Source organism: Novipirellula galeiformis (genome assembly GCF_007860095.1).
Lineage (GTDB): Bacteria > Planctomycetota > Planctomycetia > Pirellulales > Pirellulaceae > Novipirellula > Novipirellula galeiformis.
The window spans coordinates 646,871-669,293 of the sequence record NZ_SJPT01000005.1 but is presented as its reverse complement, the minus strand read 5'-3'; the positions used below and the strand labels follow the sequence as shown (position 1 = coordinate 669,293).

Here is a 22,423-nt window from a genome sequence, read left to right as displayed (position 1 = left end):
GGTTGAACTATAAAATGGGGCCGACCGTGGCAATGACGTTGTTCCAAATACGGCGTGAATACGACCAAGCGTTGACGTCGCCGAGTGTCACCGGATCGGACTGAGAGAGGTACTCTTGCTGGCGCTCAAAAATCGATTGCGTCAGATCATCGTCGCGCAGCAAAATGTCACTTTCATAGTTGAGATCAAAACTGCGGAGATCGAGATTGGTCGAGCCTATCAATGAGAGTGCGCGATCGACCGTGAACGTTTTCGAGTGAAGCAGTCCATCGCGAAACTCAAATATTTTGACGCCGTGTTTGAGCAGTTGTCGGTAGTAGCTGTGGCTGGCCGCTGCAACGATCCGCGAGTCGTTGCGTTTAGGAAAGATCATGGTCACGTTGACTCCGCGGATCGCCGCAGCGCACAGCGCATCGAGAACGGTGGGATTCGGCACGAAATAGGGCGTCGAGATCACCACTTCGCGGCGAGCGAGTGTCAGCATGGTCGCGAATAATTGAGGGGTCGCTCCGCGCCGCTCCGTCGGTCCGTCGGCAAAAACTTGTGCGGCAAAGCCGTCGTCAAATCCGTCCGCTTTGAGTTGCAGCGAAGCGGGCACTTCTTCGCCGCTGTTGAGCAGCCAATCCGAGGCAAAGAGCAGCTGGCACTGGGCTACCACCGGACCTTCGATCCGCAACATGATGTCCACCCAAGGGGCGTACTTCGGCTTCACACGAAACTCGGCGTCGGCGCAGTTTTGGCTGCCACACCATGTGATCCGACTGTCGATGACGGTGATCTTGCGGTGGTTTCGCAGGTCCAGACGGCTGAACAGAATCGTATTGACAACCCACTTGAGCGGCAGTGCCACCGTCAACTTTACGCCTGCGTCGCGCATGTCCCGCCACCACTTGGAGCGGACAAACTTTCGCGAACCCAGCCCATCGGCGATGGCGTGACAAGTGACGCCTCGCTGAGCCGCGCGGATCAATGCATTAGCGACGTTTTTTCCCGTGTTGTCATCAAGCCAGATGTAGTACAGAACCTGTACACTTTCGGCCGCGTTGTCGATGTCTTGGACCAGCCTCAAGCGAGCGGTTTCGGCATCAGGCATCAGCTCGGCACGGTTTCCCGCGGTCGTTTCAAAACCGTCGACCGAGGCGGCTCGAAACGCCGTTTGATAACCCTGTTCCACATTGCCGTCGAGGTTCCGATCACAGCTTCCCAACGCCGGATCCGCCATGGCACGAAGCTTCGTAAATACTTCGTCGTGACGCTGGTGGATCGTTCGTCCCAAGCTGATTTCGCCGAACAACAAGTAGATGACCGCACCGACGTAGGGTGCAAATAACATGACGAGGAACCATGCCAATCGAGCCGCAGAAGAAAGATCGTCACGCAACAGAATGCGTATCGAAAAAGCGAGCACGGTCAACGTGTGTGCGATTGCGAGTCCTTGAACCAGCACGGTCAATGGAGTTCCTCGGTGAGTTGGTTGTGGGCGGTTGTGGCCTTAGCGCCACGTGAGTTTCGCGATTCCCGGCATCGGAGTTGACGGTTCAATCGCAACGCAGGAATGGGGCGGTGCGACTGGTTTTCGATTTCGCGACTTTTCCTGGGCGGCCTTGGGCGACAACGCGCCCACCTTCCTCGCCAGCGCCGGGGCCGATGTCGATGATCCAATCACTGCTGCGAGCAACTTGCATGTCGTGTTCGACCATGATGACCGTGTTGCCTGCGTCAACCAATCCCTGCAATTGGGCCATCAACATCGAGACGTCGGCGGGGTGCAGACCGGTTGTGGGTTCATCCAACACGTAGAGCGTGTCGCCTCGCTGTGCACGTTGTAGTTCGGTTGCAAGTTTGATGCGTTGCGCTTCGCCGCCCGAGAGTTCGGTTGCGGGTTGACCAAGCCGCAGGTAGCCCAGACCCACTTGTAGCAACGCATCGAGGGCGCGCAGAATCGGAGTTTCATCGGCAAAGAACTCGGATGCGGATTCGACGGTCAAATCGAGCACTTCGGCGATGTTTTTGTCGCGATAGGTGATCTCGAGCGTTTTCTCGTTGTACCGCTGGCCATGGCACACGGGGCACGGCGTGTAGACGCTGGGAAGAAACAGCAGCTCGACGCTGACAAAGCCCGCTCCTTCACAATTAGGGCAACGACCTTTGACAACATTGAACGAAAAACGACCGACATCGTAGCGGCGAGCTTTGGCTTTGCGAGTCGCCGCGTACAGTTTACGAACGTGGTCAAACAAACCGGTATAGGTGGCGAGGTTTGATCGCGGGGTGCGACCGATCGGTTTTTGGTCAACGGTCACCAATCGCCGCACGAATTGCATGCCGTCCACAATCCGCCCGCCGGTGGTCGTCTCCAGCTCTCGCTCCAGCAAATCGACCTCGCCATTGGGAGCTTCGACGGTCTTTTTTTGTCCCAGCGCATCGTTAACGAGTTCGACAAGTGCTTGGCTCACAAGGCTCGATTTTCCCGACCCCGACACGCCCGTCACGGTCGTCAACACGTCGAGGGGAAATCGAACATCGAGTCCGCGCAGGTTGTTCCGCTCGATCCGCTCTAACTTCAGCCATTTGGTTGGCTTTCGCGGCGTGGCTTGCGTCGGATCATCGGTTGAGAATAGATATCGAGCGGTGTGCGACGCTTTGACTTGGCCCAGGCCGTCGAGGGGGCCATTGTAAATCACTTCGCCGCCATGAGTTCCCGCATCCGGGCCGATGTCGACGATCCAGTCGGCGTGTTTGATAACGTTGACATCATGTTCGACGACGAACAAGGAGTTGCCCGCTCGTTTGAGTTCATCGAGCGCGCCGAGCAAGGCCTGAGTGTCGGCGGGATGCAGCCCGGCCGATGGTTCGTCGAGAACATAGACGACGCCGAACAATTGTGAACGAATCTGAGTGGCCAACCGTAAACGTTGGAGTTCACCGGGCGATAACGTGGGCGTACTGCGCTCGAGCGACAAGTATCCCAAGCCCAAGGTCGTCAGCGCTTCGACTCGGGCAAGAATGTCGCTGGCAATCCGCTGAGCCACGATCGCCTTTTCGCGATGCAGGTCGCTGGGGGCCGGTTTGGCATCGGCCGCATCGCGCAGTCGTCGAGCGAGCTCGGTCAGCGTCAGTTGTGACAATTCGCCAATGTCGAGTCCCGCGAACTTCACCGCCAGCGACTCGCGTTTTAGTTTCTTTGCGTCGCAGTCGGGGCACTTCGAAATCTGCATGAACTGAGATACGCGTTTCTTGGTCCGCTGGCTTTCCGTCGTCGCAAATGCGTGCAACACGTAGCGTCTCGCACTGGCGAACGTGCCCATGTAACTTGGCGACTCCCCTCGCTCTCTCGCTTGGCGAGATTCCTGAAGATCGAACCCGGCGTAGACCGGTACCACGGGGGTTTCGTCGGTAAAAAGAATCCAGTCGCGAGTTTTTTTTGGCAGTTTTTTCCATGGTTTGTCGATATCGTGCCCGAGCGAAACCAGGATGTCACGCAGATTTTGGCCTTGCCACGCGGGCGGCCATGCCGCGATCGCTCGCTCTCGAATCGACTTTGTATCGTCGGGGACGAGAGATTTTTCAGTCACTTCAAACACGCGTCCGATGCCATGGCATCGAGGACACGCGCCCTCGGGTGTGTTGGGAGAGAACGCGTCTGCGTACAACATCTTCTGAGCACGCGGGTATTCCCCAGCACGCGAATAGAGCATCCGCAGGCCATTGGAAATCGTGGTAACACTGCCCACGGACGATCGTGCCGATGGGGTTCCGCGTTGTTGTTGAAGTGCGACCGCGGGAGGCAGCCCGTCAATGGAATCGACGTCCGGTTCGCCAACTTGGTCGATCAAACGACGCGCGTAAGGGGACACGGAATCGAGATATCGGCGCTGTGATTCGGCAAACAACGTCCCGAACGCAAGCGAGGACTTTCCCGATCCCGAGATGCCCGTAAAGACAACGAGTGCGTGACGCGGTAGATCAACGTCAATGTTCTTGAGATTATGGACGCGTGCACCGCGCACTTGGATGCAGTGTTCCGAATCACAGGGGACGCTCTTGGCTTTCTTTCGGGCGATGGTGCAGTCTCGTTAGAGGAGATCGTACGGTTGCGTGCTTGGACGGGCGTCATCATAAACCACGGCAATATTCGTGCCATCGGTAAACTCACGCACCCGATGCGGCTCATGGCCAAGTGATTTGTTTGCGGTGTTTGCAATTGTTAGCTGAGCAAGCGATCGGCCCAGGGGACCTCGCTCGCCGCATACCCGACGCGTCCCAGGATTGGAATTGATGTGTAGCGTGTGATTTCGGCCGCGTTTTCGTGAGCCGAGGCGTCCAGGTTTTCCGAGGTGTCACAGAGCACGATGCCGGTCGGAGTAACCCCCCCTTGGATCGCGGCGGCACAGGTCGCCAGCGTTTGGTGAATCACGCCCAATCGGTTGGCGGCGACAATCACCAACTCGATCGGCGCCAATTGTTTCACCAAATCAAGATTCAGAACGCCTTCGGCCAGTGGGCTGAGTAGGCCTCCGGCGCCTTCGATGATCACGACGTCGAAGCCGGTGAGCCACGCTTCGGCGGCTTGCCGCAGTTGATTCGCGTCGACGGTTCGCCCTTCGGCAGCGGCGGCGCGGGTGGGAGCCAGCGGAGCGCGGAAGCGTTGCGGACACACCTCGGCAAGCGTCCTTGGATTTCCCGCAGCGTTCCACAATTCAAGGGCGTCGGCGGCCACGATTTTCGCCCCGCTTTGTTCGCTTTCGGGATGGCAATCGCTTGCTACCGGCTTGTAGACGCCGACCTTCATGCCAGAATGTCGGTAGTGCTTCGCCATCGCACTGGCCACGAAGGTTTTTCCGACATCGGTATCGGTTCCGGAAATGAACAATCGGCGTGCTTGTCGAATACCCGTCGCGGATGATGGGGGGGATGCCGCTGGTTTAACTTGGTTCATGTTTGCCTCTTTAATTCTTGGATGTAGTACTCGTGACACGCAACGTCAAACTCGGACTCGTGCAAATGAAAGACGCTGGCTCGAAGTCAGCGATGATCGAAAACGCCTCACAATGGATCCGCGATAGCGCCCGCCAGGGAGCTCAGATCATTTGTTTGCAAGAGTTGTTTTATGGACCTTATCCTTGTCAGAGCGAAGATCATCGGATGTTCGATTGGGCGGAATCGATTCCGGGTGAGTCGACCGAGGCGTTGGCGAAACTCGCCAAAGAGCTCGAGGTGGTGATCGTGGCTCCGATCTTCGAACGCCGTGCCCCCGGACTTTATCACAATACCGTGGTCGTGCTCGATGCCGATGGATCGACCGCAGGCGTTTATCGCAAAATGCATATTCCCGATGATCCTTTGTTCTACGAAAAGTTCTATTTCACCCCAGGGGACCTTGGCTTTCGACCGATCCAAACTCGCTTTGCCAAGCTCGGAATTGGCATTTGTTGGGACCAATGGTTCCCCGAGGCGGCTCGGTTGTTCGCATTGGCGGGTGCCGAGATCCTCCTTTACCCCACCGCCATCGGTTGGATTCACGAGGAAAAGGAAGAATTTGGTGCCGGGCAACGCGATGCCTGGCAAACCGCGATGCGCGCCCATTCGATCGCCAACGGACTTTGGTTGGGCGCTCCCAACCGAGTCGGGATCGAAGACAATTTAGAATTTTGGGGCTCTAGCATCATCGTTTCGCCACGCGGCGAAGTGGTTGCCGAAGGCGATCAAAACGAAGGGCTGTTGATTGCCGAATGCAACCTCGATGAAATCGATTTGGTTCGCACGCATTGGCCGTTCTTGCGCGACCGGCGAATCGATGCTTATGGTGGGCTGTTGAATCGTTGGAACGACGACTCGCCATTGATGCGTCCCAGTTGATCGGCATCCGCGATGCCCCGGTTTCATGATGCTTCGCTTCGCCCTGCCTCGGCCCGCCCCGCCCCGCTTCGGCCCGCCCTGCTTCGGCCTGCCCCGCTTCGGCCTGCTTGAGCTGTTTGGATTAGGGTGATTCGTTGTCGGTCTCGTCCAGACCATAGTCTTTGATTTTTTTGTGCAGCGTGTTGCGGTTGATGCCCAACATCGCTGCCGCTTTGGTTTGCACACCTGCACAGGCCGATAAGACCTGAGCGATCAATTCTTTTTCGACGCGATCGACCACCAAGCGATGGACGCCTCCTTCGTCAACGTCCGCTTCGCTGAGTCCTTTCATGACGACTTCGCGTGTCAGTTCGTTCATGTCGCCCGTCGGTTTCTCGGTACCGACCGGCACGTCGTTGTTGGTCACGCAAAGTGGCAAAAGATCGAGCGTCAATTCGTCGGTTTCCGACATCACGACGGCGCGTTCGATGTAATTTTGCAGCTCGCGGACGTTGCCGGGCCAGTGATAGCTTTGCAGCGCGTCGAGTGTTCCTGGGGCGATATGAGCGACGTAGCGATCGTTGATTTCGTTATAGTGTTCGAGAAAAAACGAGACCAAGGCGGGGACGTCCTCACGGCGTCGACGCAGGGGCGGGATTTCGATCGGAACGACGTTCAAACGCCAGTACAGGTCTTCACGGAACCGTTCTTCGCGAACTTCGTTCATTAGATCGCGATTGCTGGCGGCGATAATGCGCACGTCGGTGTTGAAGGTGCTCGTATCGCCGACCCGTTCAAACTCTTTCTCTTGCAGCACTCGCAACAATTTGACCTGCAGCGTGAGCGTCGTGCTGTTGATCTCGTCCAGAAAGATGGTACCCCCTTGAGCCGCCTCGAAGCGACCGGCGCGATTGGCGACCGCCCCGGTGAACGCACCGCGGACATGCCCAAACAGTTCGCTTTCGAGCAAGCTTTCGCTCAGGGCTCCACAATTGACGCGAACAAATGGACCCCCGCTGCGATGGCTCAAACGGTGAACAGCACCGGCGATCAGTTCCTTTCCCACCCCGGTTTCCCCGAGAATCAGCACCGAAGCGTTGCTGGGAGCGACTCGGCGTGTGACGCGATAGACCTGCTGCATCGCTGGCGAATTGCCAATAATGCCTGCGATCGGTGCCTCGCCGGGACCGTTTGAGGATATGCCGAGCATCGCCATAGAAGGTAGGTTCGTTGTTCCTGGTCGAGCGATAATCGCCGAGCTGTGCCGCGACGTCATAAGATCTTCGACGTCGCCTCGTCTTGAATCGCTAATATATCGCGTTTCAGCCCTTGAAAATAACTTGCCGCCCCAAGTTTGGGTACCCGATGACTCCGGTCGGTCCATTCAGCAAACCAACCGCTATGCTCCTTCGCGGTCGGCTCTCAATCGCTCCAACGCTTCGGTGCCGATTTGGCGGTACAGTTTTCGGTCCAAGGGAGTCAATTCGGGCATCCGACTACGGAGTTGCATCGCATCGAGTAATTCGGCGAACGCTAGCGGCGACGAGGGGGGTTCCGTGAACGAGCGGATCGGGGCGGACCAGCGATGTTGGTTGATGCCGTTGACGTCGTCACCAAAGAAGACAATCGGCACCTGTTCGCCTTGGGGTTGTCGGCGAACCCGATCAATCAACTCAATCGGCGTCGCATCGGCCAATTGCGTTTTCGAAACGATCATCCGTAGGTCACGACTGGCCGCAACGGCACGCTCGGCACCGGCCACCGAATGAACGACCGTGACGGTGTATCCAAGACGCTTCAGGATGATCTCTTGAGTCAGAATCACCTCGGCACGCGTTTCCACCAAGATCGCCTCGGGAAGACTGTTCAACGACGCCATTTCAAACCAAGTTTTCAACACCAGACTGCTGCCCGGATACTCTCGTGGAGCATCGTCCGAGGCGCTCAAGCGAGCAATCACGGCGGCGGCTTCGTATCGAATCCGAGGCTCAGCCGAGATCGCGGCTGCGACCAATGTGGTGGGTTGCGAGGCGGCCGATAATCGTAAACTCGCCAAATCATCGGACTCGGATACGGAACCGATCAATCGCAACACACCAATCGCCGCAGGAATGTCGGCGGTTTGCAGGGTCGTTGCCAACATGTCGAGCAACGAGACGTTTTGGAGTGTCGAACTAAACTCGCTACGAAACGATGCAAGTTGTTCCGCATCTCCCCAATCTTGATCAAGGATGACTCGATAGCTGAGTGCCGCTGTGATCGCTTCGGTGGCAATCGGAGTGGGTAACGTGCTAATGCGACGGAGTCGTGAAGCGGCATCGGCTGCATCACGATAGGCGGCAAGCATCATTTGCACTTCTTTGAACTCGACACCGTTTTTGTCCTTGTTGACGCTCCATAGCACTTGCACTTGGTCGTCGTTGTCAATCGTTTGTGCAATCGACCGATAACGTCTCAATTGGTTCGCTAAGAATCCGATCCCCCGATCGCGATCGATTGACGCTTTGGATGCACCACGCAAATGATCGCTCACATAGTCGATTTCATCTTTTGTGGCATCGAATGCCAACAACGCCGTGACCATTTCGTCGGTCGCGGCATCACGATCAATCCGTACGAGTGATTGCAGTGCCGCCAATCGTTCCGGCGGAGCGGCGTAGAGTGCCAATTGCCGTAGGGCTTGGGGACCACCGTCACCCAAACGCAGCATGGTTCGCAAAATATCATCGCGTGGTGCGGTGGGGGATTGGGAAACCGCGCTGGCCACCAAAACCTTGATCGCTTGGTTGCCGCCATTGAGTAAGGTTCGCACCGCAGCGATGCGCGTATCCACCGACGCAGCATCGAGTTGATCGACCGCATCGCTCAACCGCTTTTCCGATTGAGCGAACGAGGTGGCCGCCTTGGACAACCTTTCAATGAAACCACGAGCTTTGTCATCGATCTTTTCGGAGCCAATGATCCGAAGTCGCAAGGCGGGCTCGATGCGATCGGCCATCGCGGCCAACACCGATTCGTTGATTTCGCGTCCTGCGACCTCGCCTAGAAGTGTATTGGCATCTTCCCAGCGACCGACCCGAATCAATGCGGAGATCGATTCGGCGAATTCGATATTACTGCGCCGGGCTTTCAGCTTCAGTTGCTCGGTCAACGCATCCTCGGTTTGTTCGGCGTCGGATGACGCTGGCGTGGCGGGGGGGGCCGCTGCACCAAAAATCCCCTCTCCGGCTTGCTCGGCAAACAAATCGTCTTGAGCGCTCAGGCGTTCCGTCCATCCCCCAACCAGAATCAAGGCGGGGAGCAATAGGGAAAGCAGGATGGCAGAGGGAGAGAAGGACATGAGAACCGTAGGAGTTTACAGGAATGCATGGGGAGACAGCCCTTCCATCATAATCAAGTAAATCGATGGCAACGGATGGCAAAATTCATCTCGGAAATTGCCGCGTTGACGTCAAATCTCGATCCGAAAGGGGCGATCAAAGCGAGCTGCGGGGCGGTGATTCATTGACCGCTCGCTATTGAGGGGCCTCGAGTGAGTCGATCAACCGTTGGCGATAAACCCAATCGGGGGATCCTTTTTCTGCCGTCGCCAGTCGCTTAATTTTCTCCAGGATCCGTTTTCGATAGTTCGCCTGATAGGCTTGGGCCTCTTGTTCACCCGGCAAAACTTGATTTTGGTAAGCCTCGTCCTTCTTGCGTTGAATCTTCATCAATTGGGCATCCATTTCGATGGCATGAGCCCGATACTGCTGGGCTCGGATCGCGATGTCATCGGATGCACTCTGTTGCCTTGATACCGTCGTCGTGGAGACGCTCTGCTGGGAGCGATTCACTGCATCGTCCGGCTTATGACGCATCGGGATTGTGAATGCCCACACGATGACGCCCAGGGACGCGAGAATGGAAAGCCAGATCCAAGGGGTTGCAGGGGACGTTGGCGGAGTTGGCAGAGTGGGTGATGGAGTATTTTCCATGGTACTTGTCAAGTGTTTGGAAGGCCAAGGGCGATTGGGAAGGCCACAGACGCGTGTATCGAAGTTGGGCGATTGCCGCTTTTCCAGCAAACCCTCCCCTGAAGCAAACGCGAGGGACTGAAGCAGACGCGATTTTGCCTCACTGATGCCGGGGCGTGCGCTGTGGCTTGGAGTGGAGTTTATTCCGTCAGGATGGTAGGCAGGTTGTTTGCGATCTCTTCAAAGATCGCGATCAATTGTTCGCCGTTATCGGCATGGTAGTGCTTGCCACCGCCGATGGCGGCGACTTGCCGCATGCGTTGTTGATCCGCCCCGTCACCAAACGTGACGGTGTGAATCGTGAGCGGATAGCGGCTGACAAAGTTTCTCGCCACCGTGACGGGATCGGTTCCACGGTTGTGGTTTCCGTCGGTCATCACGACCATCGTCTTGGCCGCGTAAGGGCGTGCTGCGGCATTTAGTAACGCCTGGATGCCTGATTCCATGCCATCGCCGATCGCGGTGTACCCATTGGGGTTGAGCGAATTGACGATCGATCGGATTAGAGTGAAATTTTTGACGAGCGAGATATCCAGCGACGCGTTCGAAGCGTAGCTTGCCACTGAGACTTGTTCTTCTTGCACGGTCGTATCGAGCACGTTTAGAAAGGCATCGACCGCCGCGACCAAATCTTGCCATGGTTGCGTCGGGCAATCCGGCAGATTGAAATGTTCTTTCCACACCCATTGGTTGTAGGTCATTTCGTTATAGCCACTGGCATAATCGTACGAGGTGTACGTTCTACGCCTGCTGTTTCGGATGGTCTTGTTCATGACGCCGGCATCAACAGCGGCTTCTTTGACGTCGGTGGAGTAGGGGTCTTTGCCTCGCGGCCAATCGAAATCGAGGTCCGGTACCATCGATCCACTGCGGTCGAGAATCAGCGAGATATCGCGGTCGACTTGCATGGCAACGGAAGCTTGAGCCGTTCCGAAGTCACTCGCGTTGAGCATCCCCGGAATGAACAATGGTACGCGGCCGGATAACGACCCCGTATCTCGTCGACCATTGACTCGAACGGCACTTGCGACCAAGGAACCCTGGCGAACCACATCGGTGGGTAGCTTCTGGAATTCGTATCGCCCGGCCAAACCGTTGGGTTGAGTCGTAATGCCAAACTCGATTTCGTTCGCTGCGTCGTCGCTGCGAACCTGCAGCGGTTGTCCATCGACATTATTCATTGCTGCGGTCGCAATCGCAGCGATTTTTGCCGCTTCGACCGTTTGATGCTCACTGAATGCACGACCGCCAGCGCGGGCTGCGGCATCCGTCGCGACCATCAATTCGGTGCGATTGAGTTGCATCTGAGCACTGTTGATACAGAAGGCGGCAAGTAATGCCAAAACAGGCAAAATCAACGCCATCAACGCAAACACGCCTCCATGTCGTTGACGTGACGATTGCACAAACGAAGTGGTGGAAAAACGCGAGGTGGAACGAGGTTGAGTGAGAGGCATCATGGTGGTTATCGCAGCAAAAGACGAAGAAATGTCCCGGTGGCGCCAATAAGCAAGGGGTGGCAAAAAGATGGTTGAGGCTATTGTTCGTAGAAACCTTCATAACGTTCGGTCTTCATCACCGCCGTGGTTTCAATCGTTTTGTTTGGCAAAAACATGGGGGTGAACATTGCGATCGCTTTGAGGTCCACGCTGACCGTTACGGAGATGGTGGAGGATTGGAAGTTGACATCGCTAACGGTGACGTCGTAGCCGCTTTCATCCAGCATCGAGCCCATGATGCGATCGGCTTCGGCGGTCGCCTCGTCGCTGGTCGCGCCAGGAACCATCGCAGTGCGCGCGGCGAAGTAAGCCGCATCCTGAGCCAAGTTGCGAGCCATGTTCATTCGTGCGAACTCCATACAGGCGAAAATCACCACGAACATGAGATTGGCGACGATGGCAAACTCCACCATCGCGGCGCCAGCGCGTTTCTTGCGCGAGCGTCGATGGCATGTTGCGTTTGGAATGGGACGACGGTTCATGGATGTGGTTGCGGTCAGGTAAGGAGTCGATGTCGGTGTGGCATGGGTGTCTAGTTCGAGTCGAGGTTCTGGTACTCTTTTCGCATGGTGACATTGGTTGTCATGGTCAAATCAGTGAACATTCCCGAGGGAACCAGTAGGTTTCCCGAACAGGGAATGGTGACGGTCACCGTGACGTTTTGCAGCGTTGCTGCGCTGTCAAAGCCAGGTGAACTGAATGACACCGAGCCGCTACCGTTGTGCCGAATGTTGCGCTGATCCAAAAACTCAAGCACTCGCGTCGTCGCGTCATTGTTGGTGTAACCTCGTCCGACGCCGCGACGGGCGCCTTCATACGCCGCTAACGTGATCGATTCTCGCAGGAACAACATCGAACAAAGGTCGATCGTACCCAGCGTCAAGACAAGCAAAACAGGGATGCAAACCGCAAATTCGACCATTGCAACGCCGCGGCGAGCTCGACGGGAAATGCCATGGACGCCGCGACCGATGGGTCGTGAATTGCCGTGAAAGGGGGTGCGTCGTGTGAACATGATTGCAAGAGACTGAAGGGTTTGGACCGGGGGAGAAGGAGGGGGCTCCGGCTCTATCGAAAACCTAGCTCGCAAATTCACAGGAAGTCGAGACTTTTTGGGAAAATGATTTGCCTGAGCTCGAATGATGCGCTAGGGGGGGGGCAGAGTCCGTGATTGCAGCGAAGCCCAGCGGTCCGCAAAAACAAGGGTAAACAGCCCCTTCTCCCCTGCCTTTCTGTCCTCAGCCTGCATGGGGCTGCCGCTTTGCCGCAGCGATCTGGTAACCCGTTTGCCAAGTGACGCAACGACCGTGAACCCCATGGCAGCTCTCGTTGATCTATCTTGGTGTGTATCGAACACTAAGCGGGGATGCGAGCATGAGCGGATACCTTGGGGGGCACGTTTCGGTTGCTCTGATCACGGACCTCTATCAACTGACCATGGCGTACGGCTATTGGAAAACGAAGCGGCACGAACAACCGTCCGTCTTTCATCTCTCCTTTCGCACTAATCCGTTTCGGGGGGGCTATGCGATCACCGCCGGTTTGGCTCCGGTGCTTGAGGCGTTGGAGGGCTTTCGATTCTCTGCGGACGACATCGAGTACCTCCGCACTCTTCGTGGTAATGACCACCAACCGCTTTTTGAGAGCGAGTTTCTGGCATACTTGACGGACCTTGCCTTGAGCTGTGACATCGATGCGATTCCTGAAGGGACGGTTGTTTTTCCTCACGAACCGTTGCTCCGCGTCGAGGGGCCACTGTTGCAGTGCCAGATCTTGGAAACGTTTCTGCTCAACGGCATTAACTTTCCAACCCTGATCGCCACTGGCGCGTCACGCGTTTGTCATGCCGCCGAGGGAGACACGGTTTTGGAGTTTGGTCTGCGGCGGGCCCAGGGAATCGATGGTGCGATGACGGCCAGCCGAGCTGCTTACATCGGCGGCTGTGATGCCACCTCTAACGTGCTGGCCGGCAAACGCTATGACATCCCCATCAAGGGAACGCACGCTCATAGTTGGGTGATGGCGTTTGAGGATGAGCGTGAATCCTTTCAGGCCTATGCCAACGCGATGCCAAACAATTGCATCTTTCTCGTCGACACCTACGACAGTCTCAACGGCGTTAGAAACGCGATTTCCGTTGCGATCGAGTTGCGAAATCAAGGTCATGAAATGATCGGCATACGGTTGGATTCCGGTGACATCCTTTCGTTGAGCAAGCAAGCTCGTGTGATGCTCGACGAAGCAGGCTTTTCGGAGGCAAAGATTGTTGCCAGCAACGATCTTGATGAACATGAGATTGAGCGTCTCAAACGGGCGGGAGCGGAAGTGGATATTTGGGGAGTCGGAACGCGCTTGGTCACCGCATACGCACAGCCGGCATTGGATGGCATCTACAAACTTTCGGCGATCGGTGACTCCACAGGTCGATGGCTTGACCGGTTGAAGTTGTCCGAACAGCCGGTCAAAGTTTCCAATCCGGGCATTCAGCAAGTACGCCGCTTTACCAGCCAAGGGCAAGCAAAGGCCGACGTCATTTACGACAATCGGGATGTCATGGGGGACACGCCACGGATGATGCCGTTCCTGTGTGATCCCACGGCTTCGCTACGAACCGTGCAATGCGATGGCAATTGGGAGTACGAGGATTTGTTGATCCCTGTGCTGAGGCAAGGACGTCGGGTGGGCACGTCGCCGAGTCTTCACCAGATTCGTGACCGTGCCGCAACGCAATTGCAAATGTTTTCCCCCGACATTCGTCGATTGGTCGATCCGTTGGTTTATCCCACGGGGTTAGATCCGAAGCTCTTTGCGGTCAAGAAGAAGTTGGTTGAGGCTGCACCGCTACAAAAAACACCTGGGTAGTGTCAAAGTAGATGGCATCGCGCCGCTCGACTGTATCGATTCAATCGCCGTAACGACCAGCAACATTTGAAGAAGGGGTTCCACTTTGAAATCGAAACACGAAGCCTTGATCCTTGTCGATATTCAAAACGACTTTCTGCCGGGCGGTGCCTTGGCGATCACTCGGGGTGACGAAGTGATCCCGGTGGCAAACCGATGGGTGCCCGAATTCGATAACGTGATTACCACCCAGGACTGGCATCCGCCAAACCACGCCAGCTTCGCCAGCAATCATCGGGGGCACCGCATCGGTGACGTCGTAAAGGTGGGCGATATCGATCAAGTATTGTGGCCAGATCACTGTGTCCAATTTAGCGAAGGAGCCGCGTTTGCTGATGCATTAGAGATTCGCTGTGATGTCGCCATTTTTCGAAAGGGCACCGATCCGACGATGGATTCCTACAGCGGATTTTTCGACAACGGTCACAAACACGCCACGGGACTTCACGATTACCTTCACGAGCATCAGATCAATCGTCTATTTATCATGGGGCTGGCGACCGACTACTGCGTCAAGTACACCGCGCTGGATGCCGCGATGTTGAATTTCGAAACGTCGGTGCTGATCGACGGATGTCGCAGCGTCAGCCAGAGCTCCGAGGATCTCCAAGAGGCGATCGAGGAGATGCAGGCAGCGGGAGTGGAAATCATTCACAGCGATGAAATCTTCGGATGACCTTCACTGGTGATCTCGCTTGGGACCGCTCACGAAGGGGTTGCCGCGATAAAAGAATCGAAGCCGCTCGTGGATCGCTTTGCGGATCCCGATGCGCGGCGCGGCGTGGATCTCGGCCGCAGGTGACGGGGGGTTGGCGTGAGCAATGAAAATGTTGCGATCGCTGGTTAAATCAATTCCATCATCGCCGCGGTCCACGGCGAGGGCTTGGCAGAGCATGGCGGGGCCGCCGGTCAAGCGTTTCAAGATTTGCGTTTGACGGTTGCTTTGCATTTGTGCGATGCCCCACTGCGGCTGGATCGCGCGGATCAAGACCGCACTTCCGCGTCCCGGGCTTTCCGTGACGGCGTTCATGCAGTATTTCGCATGAATCGGATAAACATACAATGTGCCGGCGTCCATAAACATCGACGCGTTGCTTTTGGTTTTTCCGCGAGCGCTGTGGCTAGCGGGATCGGCATCGGACAAATAGGCTTCCGTTTCCACAATGATTCCACCGACCCATTGTTGATTCGTGCAACGCAACAAGATTTTGCCCAGTAATTCTCGGGCAACAATTTCGGTTGGCCTCGCATAAAATTCGCGAGTCAAACGGTCTTTTTGAAGTGGCAAGTTTTTCATGACAATTAACACACGTGCCTTCGCGGCACGTTGGATCTTTCCGGTTTCGAGTCCGCCCATTCATGGTGGATGGGTCCGCGTGGATCGTCAACAGATCGTCGAAGTGGGACAAGGATCGGCACCTGCGGATGCCGAGGATCTCGGCGACGTCGCGCTGCTGCCCGGCTTGGTCAATGCGCACACCCATCTCGAGTTTTCGGATTGCGAAGCTCCGATTGGCGAGCCCGGCAATCCGCTGTACCGGTGGATTGGCCAAGTGATTGCCGCACGAGCCTCGACGACGGTCGAGGCCAAAGCCAACGCGATTGCCCAGGGGCTGCGCGAATCCGCCGCCGCGGGAGTGAGCTTGGTTGGCGAGATCGCAACGTTGCCTTGTGAGTATCCATCTCAGAGTGATGACTCGAAATCAAACGAATTGCCTGAGCTTGTCACGTTCGCAGAAACGATCGGGCTTTCGTTACCGCGGGGACAAGAACGCGTTGCAGCGGCAAAACGTCATCTTGACGAACAACCCAACGCGGCGATTAGTCCCCATGCGCCCTACTCGACATCGCGGCCGTTGATTGAGCAGTGCGTGGAATTGGCCCGGCAATTTCGTTGCCCGTTGGCGATGCATGTCGCGGAGTCGCCGGAGGAACGGGAGCTATTGTGCGTAGCAGGGGGGCCGTTTGCCGAGACGCTCAAGCAACTCGGCGTCTGGGACGGAGCCTTGTTCCCCTGGGAACCGGAGCCCTTTGAATGGTTGATCGCTAAGCTCGCCAAAGCGCCGCGAGCCTTGTTGGTTCATGGTAACGATTTGCAAAAAAATGAAATCGCTACGATCGCCGAGCATCCGACGCTGAGTGTGGTTTATTGCCCGCGGACCCATGCGTTTTTCGGTTATGGCGAGCATCCGGTTGAGCAACTGTTGCAGCGCGGAGTGCGTGTTGCCCTGGGGACCGATTCGCGGGCGAGCAATCCCGATTTGAATCTTTGGCGTGAGATTCAGTTTTTGCTCAAGCATCGGCCGGACCTCGATCCCCAAACTGTGCTCGGTATGGGCACGCTCGAGGGTGCCGATGCCTTGGGGCGAACAAACCAGGGCCGAATACAGCCCGGTGGTTATCCACACCTCAATCGCGTCTCGACCCATGCCAAAACGGTCGAGGGAGTGTTTCGTGATTTCGCGGAGCAAAGCTTGTTGCGAGTGATTTAGGAAGGCACCTTCGTGCGAGATTTCTAAGTCAAACGCGTTGTTTATGCCGCGCGATGGATGTCGTCCTCGTTGACAATGGGACGGTGGATCTCGGGAGCCGACACGCGGGCGCGACGGAGGTCGCGAATCTTTTCGGCATGCTCATGAAGCTGGCCTTCGAGGTCGCGGATTCGATTGCCCGCGGTAACGTTGGCATCCAAACTGTCTTCAAGTTCAGCGGTGAGTCGATTGAGATGTTCGAGCAAATCAGCCACTCGGCCTTGTAACGCGTGGTTCTCCGGCTCCAGTGCGTTCGCTTCGGCTAACTGATTTTCCAGTTGCTTGATGGTTGTCGTTTGCGTTTCCACACTGGCTCGGATCAGGTTCCGTGCTTCGTTGGCTTCGTCGAGTTGTTGTTGAACATCCTCGAATTGAGCACGCATTTGATTGAAATCCTTTAGCTGGCTTTTCAACGTTTCGAGTTGCTCTGCTTGTCCCGCGATTTCACCGCGACGCTCTTCGTTCACACGACGAAGTTCTTCGAGTTGCCCGTTGGTGACCTGCAATTTCTCTCGAATGGAAGCCGCAGCTTCGGCTTCCTTTTTCCAGTGTTCGGTTTGATTGGCAAACTCGTTTTTGGATTTCTCAAAGGATGCGATTTCTGCTTGAAGTTCCGCAATCGATTGCTTTGCAAAGACCAGCTCCTCGGCCGATCGTTGGAGGTCCGCAAACTTGGATTGCATCTGCTCAAGCTCGGCTTGGCGAGGTCGGATCGATCCGCGCAACTGGCTGTTTTCGTCAGCCAAGAATTTGATCCGTTCGGAGGACTGTTCGATCTGGACCTTGGCCTGTTCAAGCTGAGTTTTACGTTGTTCGAGTAACGTCTTACTCTGCTCGTATTTAGCATTCGTCTGGTTTAGCAGGGCAAGATTGTGCTCACTCGTGATGCTGAGTTGTTGAATCTCAGCGAGATGCTGATCGCGTGCCGTCTGCATCGCCTCGAGCTGCAGCGTCGTCTCAATCAATTTCGATTTCGTTTGATCGAATTCATCTCGGCTTGCATTCAAGTTCCATTGAGTCTGGTTCAACTCGCTCGTCAATTGCTCGAGTTCATGCTTCGTCTGAGTCAGCTCAAGTGTGGTTTGCTCTAGCTCGGCGTGCACGGTGTCGGAAGTTGCCAATCGGTCTTTCAACGCACCAATCTCATGCTCTTTGGCTTGCAGCATTTCGGTTTGACGCTCAAATTCCGTCGTCGTGCTGGTTAGCCGTTGTTGCAATTGCACAAGCTCGCTTTGCTTCCCAGCAACAACGCTCTGAAGTGGGGATAACTCGCTCAGTTCGTCTTCGAGACGGGTGATCTCAGCAACCTTCATCTCCAGCGATTGTTTGAGTTGCTCTTGGGTGTCCATCGCTTGAGCGATTTGGCTCTCCTTTTCACTCAACTGTTGCTGTAGTGAATCGAAGTGTGCGTCAGTGTCTTGGTACTTGGTGGTCAGCTCAGCAATGGTTTCGGCTAGTCGTCGATTCTCTTCGACCAGCTGCTCTTGTTCAGCGATCGCCTGAGCAACTTGGCTCTCCTTTTCGCTCAACTGTTGCTGTAGCGAATCAAAGTGCGTGTCGGAGCCTTGGTGCTTGGTGGTCAACTCGGCGATGGTTTCGGCTTGCTGTCGATTCTGTTCGACGAGCTGCTCTTGTGCTGCGATCGCTTGGGCGACTTGGCTCTCCTTTTCGCTCAACTGTTGCTGTAGCGAATCAAAGTGTGCGTCGGAGTCTTGGTGCTTGGTGGTCAGCTCAGCAATGGTTTCGGCTTGCAGTCGATTCTGTTCGGCTAGCTGCTCTTGTGCTGCGATCGCTTGGGCGACTTGGCTCTCCTTTTCGCTCAGCTGTTGTTGTAGCGAATCAAAGTGTGCGTCAGTGTCTTGGTGCTTGGTGGTCAGCTCAGCAATGGTTTCGGCTTGCAGTCGATTCTGTTCGGCTAGCTGCTCTTGTTCTGCGATCGCTTGAGCGACTTGGCTCTCCTTTTCGCTCAGTTGTTGCTGTAGCGAATCAAAGTGCATGTCGGAGTCTTGGTGCTTGGTGGTCAGCTCAGCAATGGTTTCGGCTTGCCGTTGATTCTGTTCGGCTAGTTGCTCTTGTGCTGCGATCGCTTGGGCGACTTGGCTTTCCTTTTCGCTCAGCTGTTGCTGTAGCGAATCGAAGTGCATGTCGGAGTCTTGGTGCTTGGTGGTTAGCTCGGCAATGGTCTCGGCTTGCCGTTGATTCTGTTCGGCTAGTTGCTCTTGTTCAGCGATCGCTTGGGCGATTTGGCTTTCCTTTTCGCTCAACTGTTGCTGTAGCGAATCGAAGAACGTGTCGGAGTCTTGGTGCCGAGTGTTTAGTTCGGCAATGGTTTCGGCTTGCCGTCGATTCTCTTCGAGCAGCTGCTCTTGTTCTGCGTTCGCTTGGGCGATTTGGCTCTCCTTTTCGCTCAGCTGTTGCTGTAGCGAATCGAAGAACGTGTCGGAATCTTGGTGTCGAGTGTTTAGCTCGGCAATGGTTTCGGATTGACGATGATGATCCTCGATCAATTGATCGTGAACTTGTTTCTGCTCGGCCAATTCAATCTTTGTAGCGTCAAGTTCGGCACGCAGTGTTAATGTCGACTCGAGCTCTTCACTCAGCTCGCTCAGCCGTGTTTGGTTGCTGGTGAGTTCGTCTGAGATTTGATTGGATCGATCTTGTTGCTGCTCAATCTGTTGTGATGCTTCGCTCAGCTGTGTTTTGAGTTCATCGATGGCCGTATCGCGTTGTTGGATCTGTTCCGTTCGATCCAACAGTTCTTGCTCGATTCGTTGGTTCGATTCTGCGAGCTGTTGCTGGTCGGCTAACGCCGTTTCAAGCTCCTGACGCAGCGTGATGACGATGTGTTCGTTTGCTTCGGCAGTCTCGTGCCGCTGTTGGTGTAATGCGGCCTGAGTCTGGGCAAGTTCGTCGGTGAGTTGTTGGTTGGATTGGCGAAGACTTTGGAGCTGCGCGTCACGAGATTGCTGTTCTTGCACGACTTGTTGCAGATCGGCTTCGGTTGCCGTGCTTTTTTGAAGCACCTCTTGGAGCTGCGAGACGAGGAGTTCGTTGCGGCGGGTTTCCTCGGTTAATCGAGTTGCGGCATCGTCGCGCGCAGCGACGATCTCGGCAGCGGCGGCGTTCGCTCGGTTGAGTTCGTCCTGAAGCTCGCGGTGTTGAGCAAGTTGCTTCTCCGATTCGGCGGAGTGCTGCTCGAATTCCGCCTTTTGGGCGTTCAATTGGGATTCTAAATCGAGCAGTTGTTGTTTTCGTTGCCGAACGACCTCACGCGATTTTAGATAGCGATCTTCGCTCTCTCGGATGCGTTTGCGATCACTGGATCCATCGCGGTACCACAACAGATGCCCCATCAAGGCTCCTGCGACGACAAATAGTAGAATGGAATAAGCCGGCAGCCCAAACAACTCGGTCATCTTCGATTCCAAATGGAATGGCAAGCGAAACGTCAACCGACGTGGTTGACACTGGGGCGCGGTGATGAGGTATCACAAACGAACGCCCAGCTTGATTGCATTTATCAGGAACCGGCGACACATGTCGACCTTGATTTAGAAGGAAATCGAGGCTTCAGTGGGGTTTTGCCTTGGGTTTCCCCGTAATTCACGCGTCGGTTTAGACTCGACGGATGAAATCGGCCGCAAAACTTCGCACCTCGCTGCCGTTCAATACGTGGACCATCCGCAGTTGTTGGACTTGTTCGTCGCTGAAGGAGCTCAGTGGAACGTGGACCAAACGTTTGTGATGACGTCGTGCCAATCGCTGCCATCCAGGGCCGGGAGGAAGCGGTGATAGCAAGGCAATTTCTCGTCCACGCGAATGCAAGCAAGCTGCGGCGATCAGCCGTTCTTCGAGCGTTTCCGCATAGTCGAGTCGAGGATCGATCCAGATGTCGGGAATCGTCACCGGAGGATACAAAAAGAGGGCGCCGCCATAAACGCTCAGCCCAATTCCGGGCCCCACCATTTCATCTTGGTAATGGGTCGCAAATAACGCGAGCGTCGATTCTTCGACATGTTCGGCGAACCAGGTCGTACGCCAGGGATACTTGCGTGGATCGGCCGGGGAATCGAACAGCATCACACAGGCGTCGAGTACTCCGCGACTTGGCGGCACGACTTTGACGTAGATTTGTCGCTCGTACCAGTGTCGCAGCGTATCACGAATGTCGATGCCATCTTTGACGCTGGTCGTGAATTTTTCGGTTTTGGCCAAATCGTTACCGATGATGGCCTGGGCGCGATCAAAAACACGGGTTCTAAAGTTTTCGATCCGAGCGTCTTCGGGTGGGTAGCTGCAATGACTATACGGATTCCATTTGTATTTCCAACGTTCTTTCTCGTACACGCTGGCGCGTCGCTGTAATTGAATCGTTTGCCACATCAGCGGCGGCCCCGGTAATCGGCTGACCAGAGAATGCGTTTCTCCGTCGGGTAACCGGACCTGGTCGATCCCGAGTGTCACCTCCGGTAATGACTCGGTATCGCCGCGCTCGGATGCTTCTTCGCGCCGACCGTGTTGGTAGGTATTGGCTAGCTCGGCGACATGCAGCGCAAATTGATCCCCGAGTATTTGTTTCGCGGCGGTCACGATGGTGACCAAATCGGGCGTCATGCGTCGATGAATGAGCGACAGGTTGCGGATGTATTGCAAGCACTTCGAGAGCAATAGCGGGGTCACGCGTCGAGCGCGATTGCCTAGTTCGTTGCGGTAGCTGTCGCGCGCCGCAATGAGAAGTTCTTTGACCCCATCAATTTGAATGTTGTCATCGTTCTCGAGTTCGGACCGAGCACGTTCGTAGAGTCCGGTGATGAACGGTAACTCGCCATGCAAGAACATCAGCGTCCGATCTTTGACAGCGAATCGCTCGGCAGGCTGCACGGCATCATGTTCGGGCAGACGGACGTCGGCCGATAATTCGTTTCGAGGGCCGTTGTGATCGGTTGGCGATAGTTGGTTGTACGCTTCACGAATCCACGGCCAATGCAGCACGCTGCAAACCAACAGCGTTCGTTCGTGCCGCGTTTCCAGTTCCCGTAGCCGCATCGCCATGTGGACGATTTGGTTACGCGACTGAACATCCGGAGGACGGGTGATGCTTGGCAATAATGCCGCGGCGAAGATCTCGGGTGCCACATGCCGCACCGCATAGGGGTCCGGCATTGCGGTGGAATAAGGACAAAAGGGATCGGTTTCGAGATCAATGTACGCGCGCGGAAGATGCTCTCCCATCGCGGCACGGATCGCCATGATCACCGGTTGGCAGGGATCGATGGGAACATAGCTGGTCGGCGGCGTTTCAGGATCGTCGTCGTCATCGGGATTTTCCGCGTCGACTTCATCCCAGGCTCGGGGGGACCATTCGGAGCGAAACTCGCTCGCGGTGAAATTGGGTTTGGGCGGTTGCAGCACAATCGATGCGCGAGGCAGGTCGAGCACCCCCGCCTCAACCGCAGCGCGGAACGATTCCGGCAACGGGACCGCCAAGCAGTCAAAGGAGTACTCCAGGAACCATCGCCGAACGGTCAAGGCAAATTGACCGCTGCCATGGATCACCGGTAGCACCGCCACACGAGGGCTGATTCTTAACAGAGGCGGAATATCGTTCGTTTCAGAAAAATCCAAGTGAAATGCTCTTTTC

General features: G+C 55.8%; 16 protein-coding genes. 4 read left to right on the top strand and 12 right to left on the bottom strand.

Annotated features, from left to right (window positions below; genetic code table 11):
- Positions 1–7: 7 nt before the first annotated feature.
- The 3 genes from cls to bioD form a co-directional block, all read right to left on the bottom strand.
- Complete coding sequence (gene cls / locus Pla52o_RS16660) at positions 8–1,447, bottom strand: cardiolipin synthase (protein WP_231612420.1); 1,440 nt, start codon at positions 1,445–1,447, stop codon at positions 8–10.
- A 91-nt stretch (positions 1,448–1,538) separates the two neighbouring features.
- Entirely contained in the window at positions 1,539–4,010 is a 2,472-nt protein-coding gene (uvrA, locus tag Pla52o_RS16655; protein WP_231612405.1) for an excinuclease ABC subunit UvrA, read from the bottom strand.
- A 197-nt stretch (positions 4,011–4,207) separates the two neighbouring features.
- A complete protein-coding gene (gene bioD, locus Pla52o_RS16650) occupies positions 4,208–4,939 on the bottom strand; it encodes a dethiobiotin synthase (protein WP_146595697.1) in 732 nt (243 codons plus the stop codon).
- A gap of 32 nt (positions 4,940–4,971) precedes the next feature.
- Here bioD and Pla52o_RS16645 point away from each other — a divergent pair, with 32 nt between their 5' ends.
- Positions 4,972–5,859: a carbon-nitrogen hydrolase gene (locus Pla52o_RS16645; protein WP_261343353.1), complete on the top strand. Its 888-nt coding sequence runs from the start codon at positions 4,972–4,974 to the stop codon at positions 5,857–5,859.
- Between the two features lie 121 nt (positions 5,860–5,980).
- On the opposite strand, the gene Pla52o_RS16640 is transcribed toward Pla52o_RS16645, so the two are convergent.
- The 6 genes from Pla52o_RS16640 to Pla52o_RS16615 form a co-directional block, all read right to left on the bottom strand.
- Complete coding sequence (locus Pla52o_RS16640; protein ID WP_146595696.1) at positions 5,981–7,054, bottom strand: sigma-54 interaction domain-containing protein; 1,074 nt, start codon at positions 7,052–7,054, stop codon at positions 5,981–5,983.
- A 183-nt stretch (positions 7,055–7,237) separates the two neighbouring features.
- Complete coding sequence (locus Pla52o_RS16635; protein ID WP_146595695.1) at positions 7,238–9,178, bottom strand: hypothetical protein; 1,941 nt, start codon at positions 9,176–9,178, stop codon at positions 7,238–7,240.
- 175 nt (positions 9,179–9,353) lie between these two features.
- Complete coding sequence (locus Pla52o_RS16630) at positions 9,354–9,812, bottom strand: hypothetical protein (RefSeq protein WP_146595694.1); 459 nt, start codon at positions 9,810–9,812, stop codon at positions 9,354–9,356.
- A gap of 179 nt (positions 9,813–9,991) precedes the next feature.
- Positions 9,992–11,311: a vWA domain-containing protein gene (locus Pla52o_RS16625; protein WP_231612404.1), complete on the bottom strand. Its 1,320-nt coding sequence runs from the start codon at positions 11,309–11,311 to the stop codon at positions 9,992–9,994.
- A gap of 77 nt (positions 11,312–11,388) precedes the next feature.
- Entirely contained in the window at positions 11,389–11,832 is a 444-nt protein-coding gene (locus Pla52o_RS16620; protein WP_197169288.1) for a TadE/TadG family type IV pilus assembly protein, read from the bottom strand.
- 50 nt (positions 11,833–11,882) lie between these two features.
- Positions 11,883–12,365: a TadE family protein gene (locus tag Pla52o_RS16615; protein WP_146595693.1), complete on the bottom strand. Its 483-nt coding sequence runs from the start codon at positions 12,363–12,365 to the stop codon at positions 11,883–11,885.
- A 359-nt stretch (positions 12,366–12,724) separates the two neighbouring features.
- Here Pla52o_RS16615 and Pla52o_RS16610 point away from each other — a divergent pair, with 359 nt between their 5' ends.
- A complete protein-coding gene (locus Pla52o_RS16610; protein ID WP_146595692.1) occupies positions 12,725–14,212 on the top strand; it encodes a nicotinate phosphoribosyltransferase in 1,488 nt (495 codons plus the stop codon).
- Positions 14,213–14,297: 85 nt separating this feature from the next.
- On the top strand, positions 14,298–14,927 hold the full coding sequence (gene pncA, locus Pla52o_RS16605; RefSeq protein ID WP_231612403.1) for a bifunctional nicotinamidase/pyrazinamidase: 630 nt from the start codon (positions 14,298–14,300) through the stop codon (positions 14,925–14,927).
- A gap of 3 nt (positions 14,928–14,930) precedes the next feature.
- Here the strand turns inward: pncA and Pla52o_RS16600 are convergent, their stop codons facing one another.
- A complete protein-coding gene (locus tag Pla52o_RS16600; RefSeq protein ID WP_146595691.1) occupies positions 14,931–15,548 on the bottom strand; it encodes a DNA-3-methyladenine glycosylase in 618 nt (205 codons plus the stop codon).
- On the opposite strand from Pla52o_RS16600, the gene Pla52o_RS16595 reads away from it, so the two are divergent.
- A complete protein-coding gene (locus tag Pla52o_RS16595) occupies positions 15,547–16,743 on the top strand; it encodes an amidohydrolase family protein (RefSeq protein ID WP_231612402.1) in 1,197 nt (398 codons plus the stop codon). The genes Pla52o_RS16600 and Pla52o_RS16595 overlap by 2 nt on opposite strands.
- 41 nt (positions 16,744–16,784) lie before the next feature.
- Here the strand turns inward: Pla52o_RS16595 and Pla52o_RS16590 are convergent, their stop codons facing one another.
- Together Pla52o_RS16590 and Pla52o_RS16585 are read right to left on the bottom strand one after the other, a co-directional pair.
- Entirely contained in the window at positions 16,785–20,198 is a 3,414-nt protein-coding gene (locus Pla52o_RS16590) for a hypothetical protein (protein ID WP_146595690.1), read from the bottom strand.
- Positions 20,199–20,397: 199 nt separating this feature from the next.
- Entirely contained in the window at positions 20,398–22,407 is a 2,010-nt protein-coding gene (locus tag Pla52o_RS16585) for a hypothetical protein (RefSeq protein ID WP_146595689.1), read from the bottom strand.
- Positions 22,408–22,423: the final 16 nt, after the last annotated feature.

What these genes read in the sequence shown, in the direction of transcription:
- Pla52o_RS16625 (WP_231612404.1), bottom strand. Translation starts at nt 11,311, where the DNA reads ATGATGCCTCTCACTCAACCTCGTTCCACCTCGCGTTTTTCCACCACT.
- Pla52o_RS16595 (WP_231612402.1), top strand. Translation starts at nt 15,547, where the DNA reads ATGACAATTAACACACGTGCCTTCGCGGCACGTTGGATCTTTCCGGTT.
- Pla52o_RS16615 (WP_146595693.1), bottom strand. Translation starts at nt 12,365, where the DNA reads ATGTTCACACGACGCACCCCCTTTCACGGCAATTCACGACCCATCGGT.
- Pla52o_RS16590 (WP_146595690.1), bottom strand. Translation starts at nt 20,198, where the DNA reads ATGACCGAGTTGTTTGGGCTGCCGGCTTATTCCATTCTACTATTTGTC.
- Pla52o_RS16620 (WP_197169288.1), bottom strand. Translation starts at nt 11,832, where the DNA reads ATGAACCGTCGTCCCATTCCAAACGCAACATGCCATCGACGCTCGCGC.
- bioD (WP_146595697.1), bottom strand. Translation starts at nt 4,939, where the DNA reads ATGAACCAAGTTAAACCAGCGGCATCCCCCCCATCATCCGCGACGGGT.
- Pla52o_RS16630 (WP_146595694.1), bottom strand. Translation starts at nt 9,812, where the DNA reads ATGGAAAATACTCCATCACCCACTCTGCCAACTCCGCCAACGTCCCCT.
- Pla52o_RS16635 (WP_146595695.1), bottom strand. Translation starts at nt 9,178, where the DNA reads ATGTCCTTCTCTCCCTCTGCCATCCTGCTTTCCCTATTGCTCCCCGCC.
- Pla52o_RS16600 (WP_146595691.1), bottom strand. Translation starts at nt 15,548, where the DNA reads ATGAAAAACTTGCCACTTCAAAAAGACCGTTTGACTCGCGAATTTTAT.
- Pla52o_RS16640 (WP_146595696.1), bottom strand. Translation starts at nt 7,054, where the DNA reads ATGGCGATGCTCGGCATATCCTCAAACGGTCCCGGCGAGGCACCGATC.
- Pla52o_RS16610 (WP_146595692.1), top strand. Translation starts at nt 12,725, where the DNA reads ATGAGCGGATACCTTGGGGGGCACGTTTCGGTTGCTCTGATCACGGAC.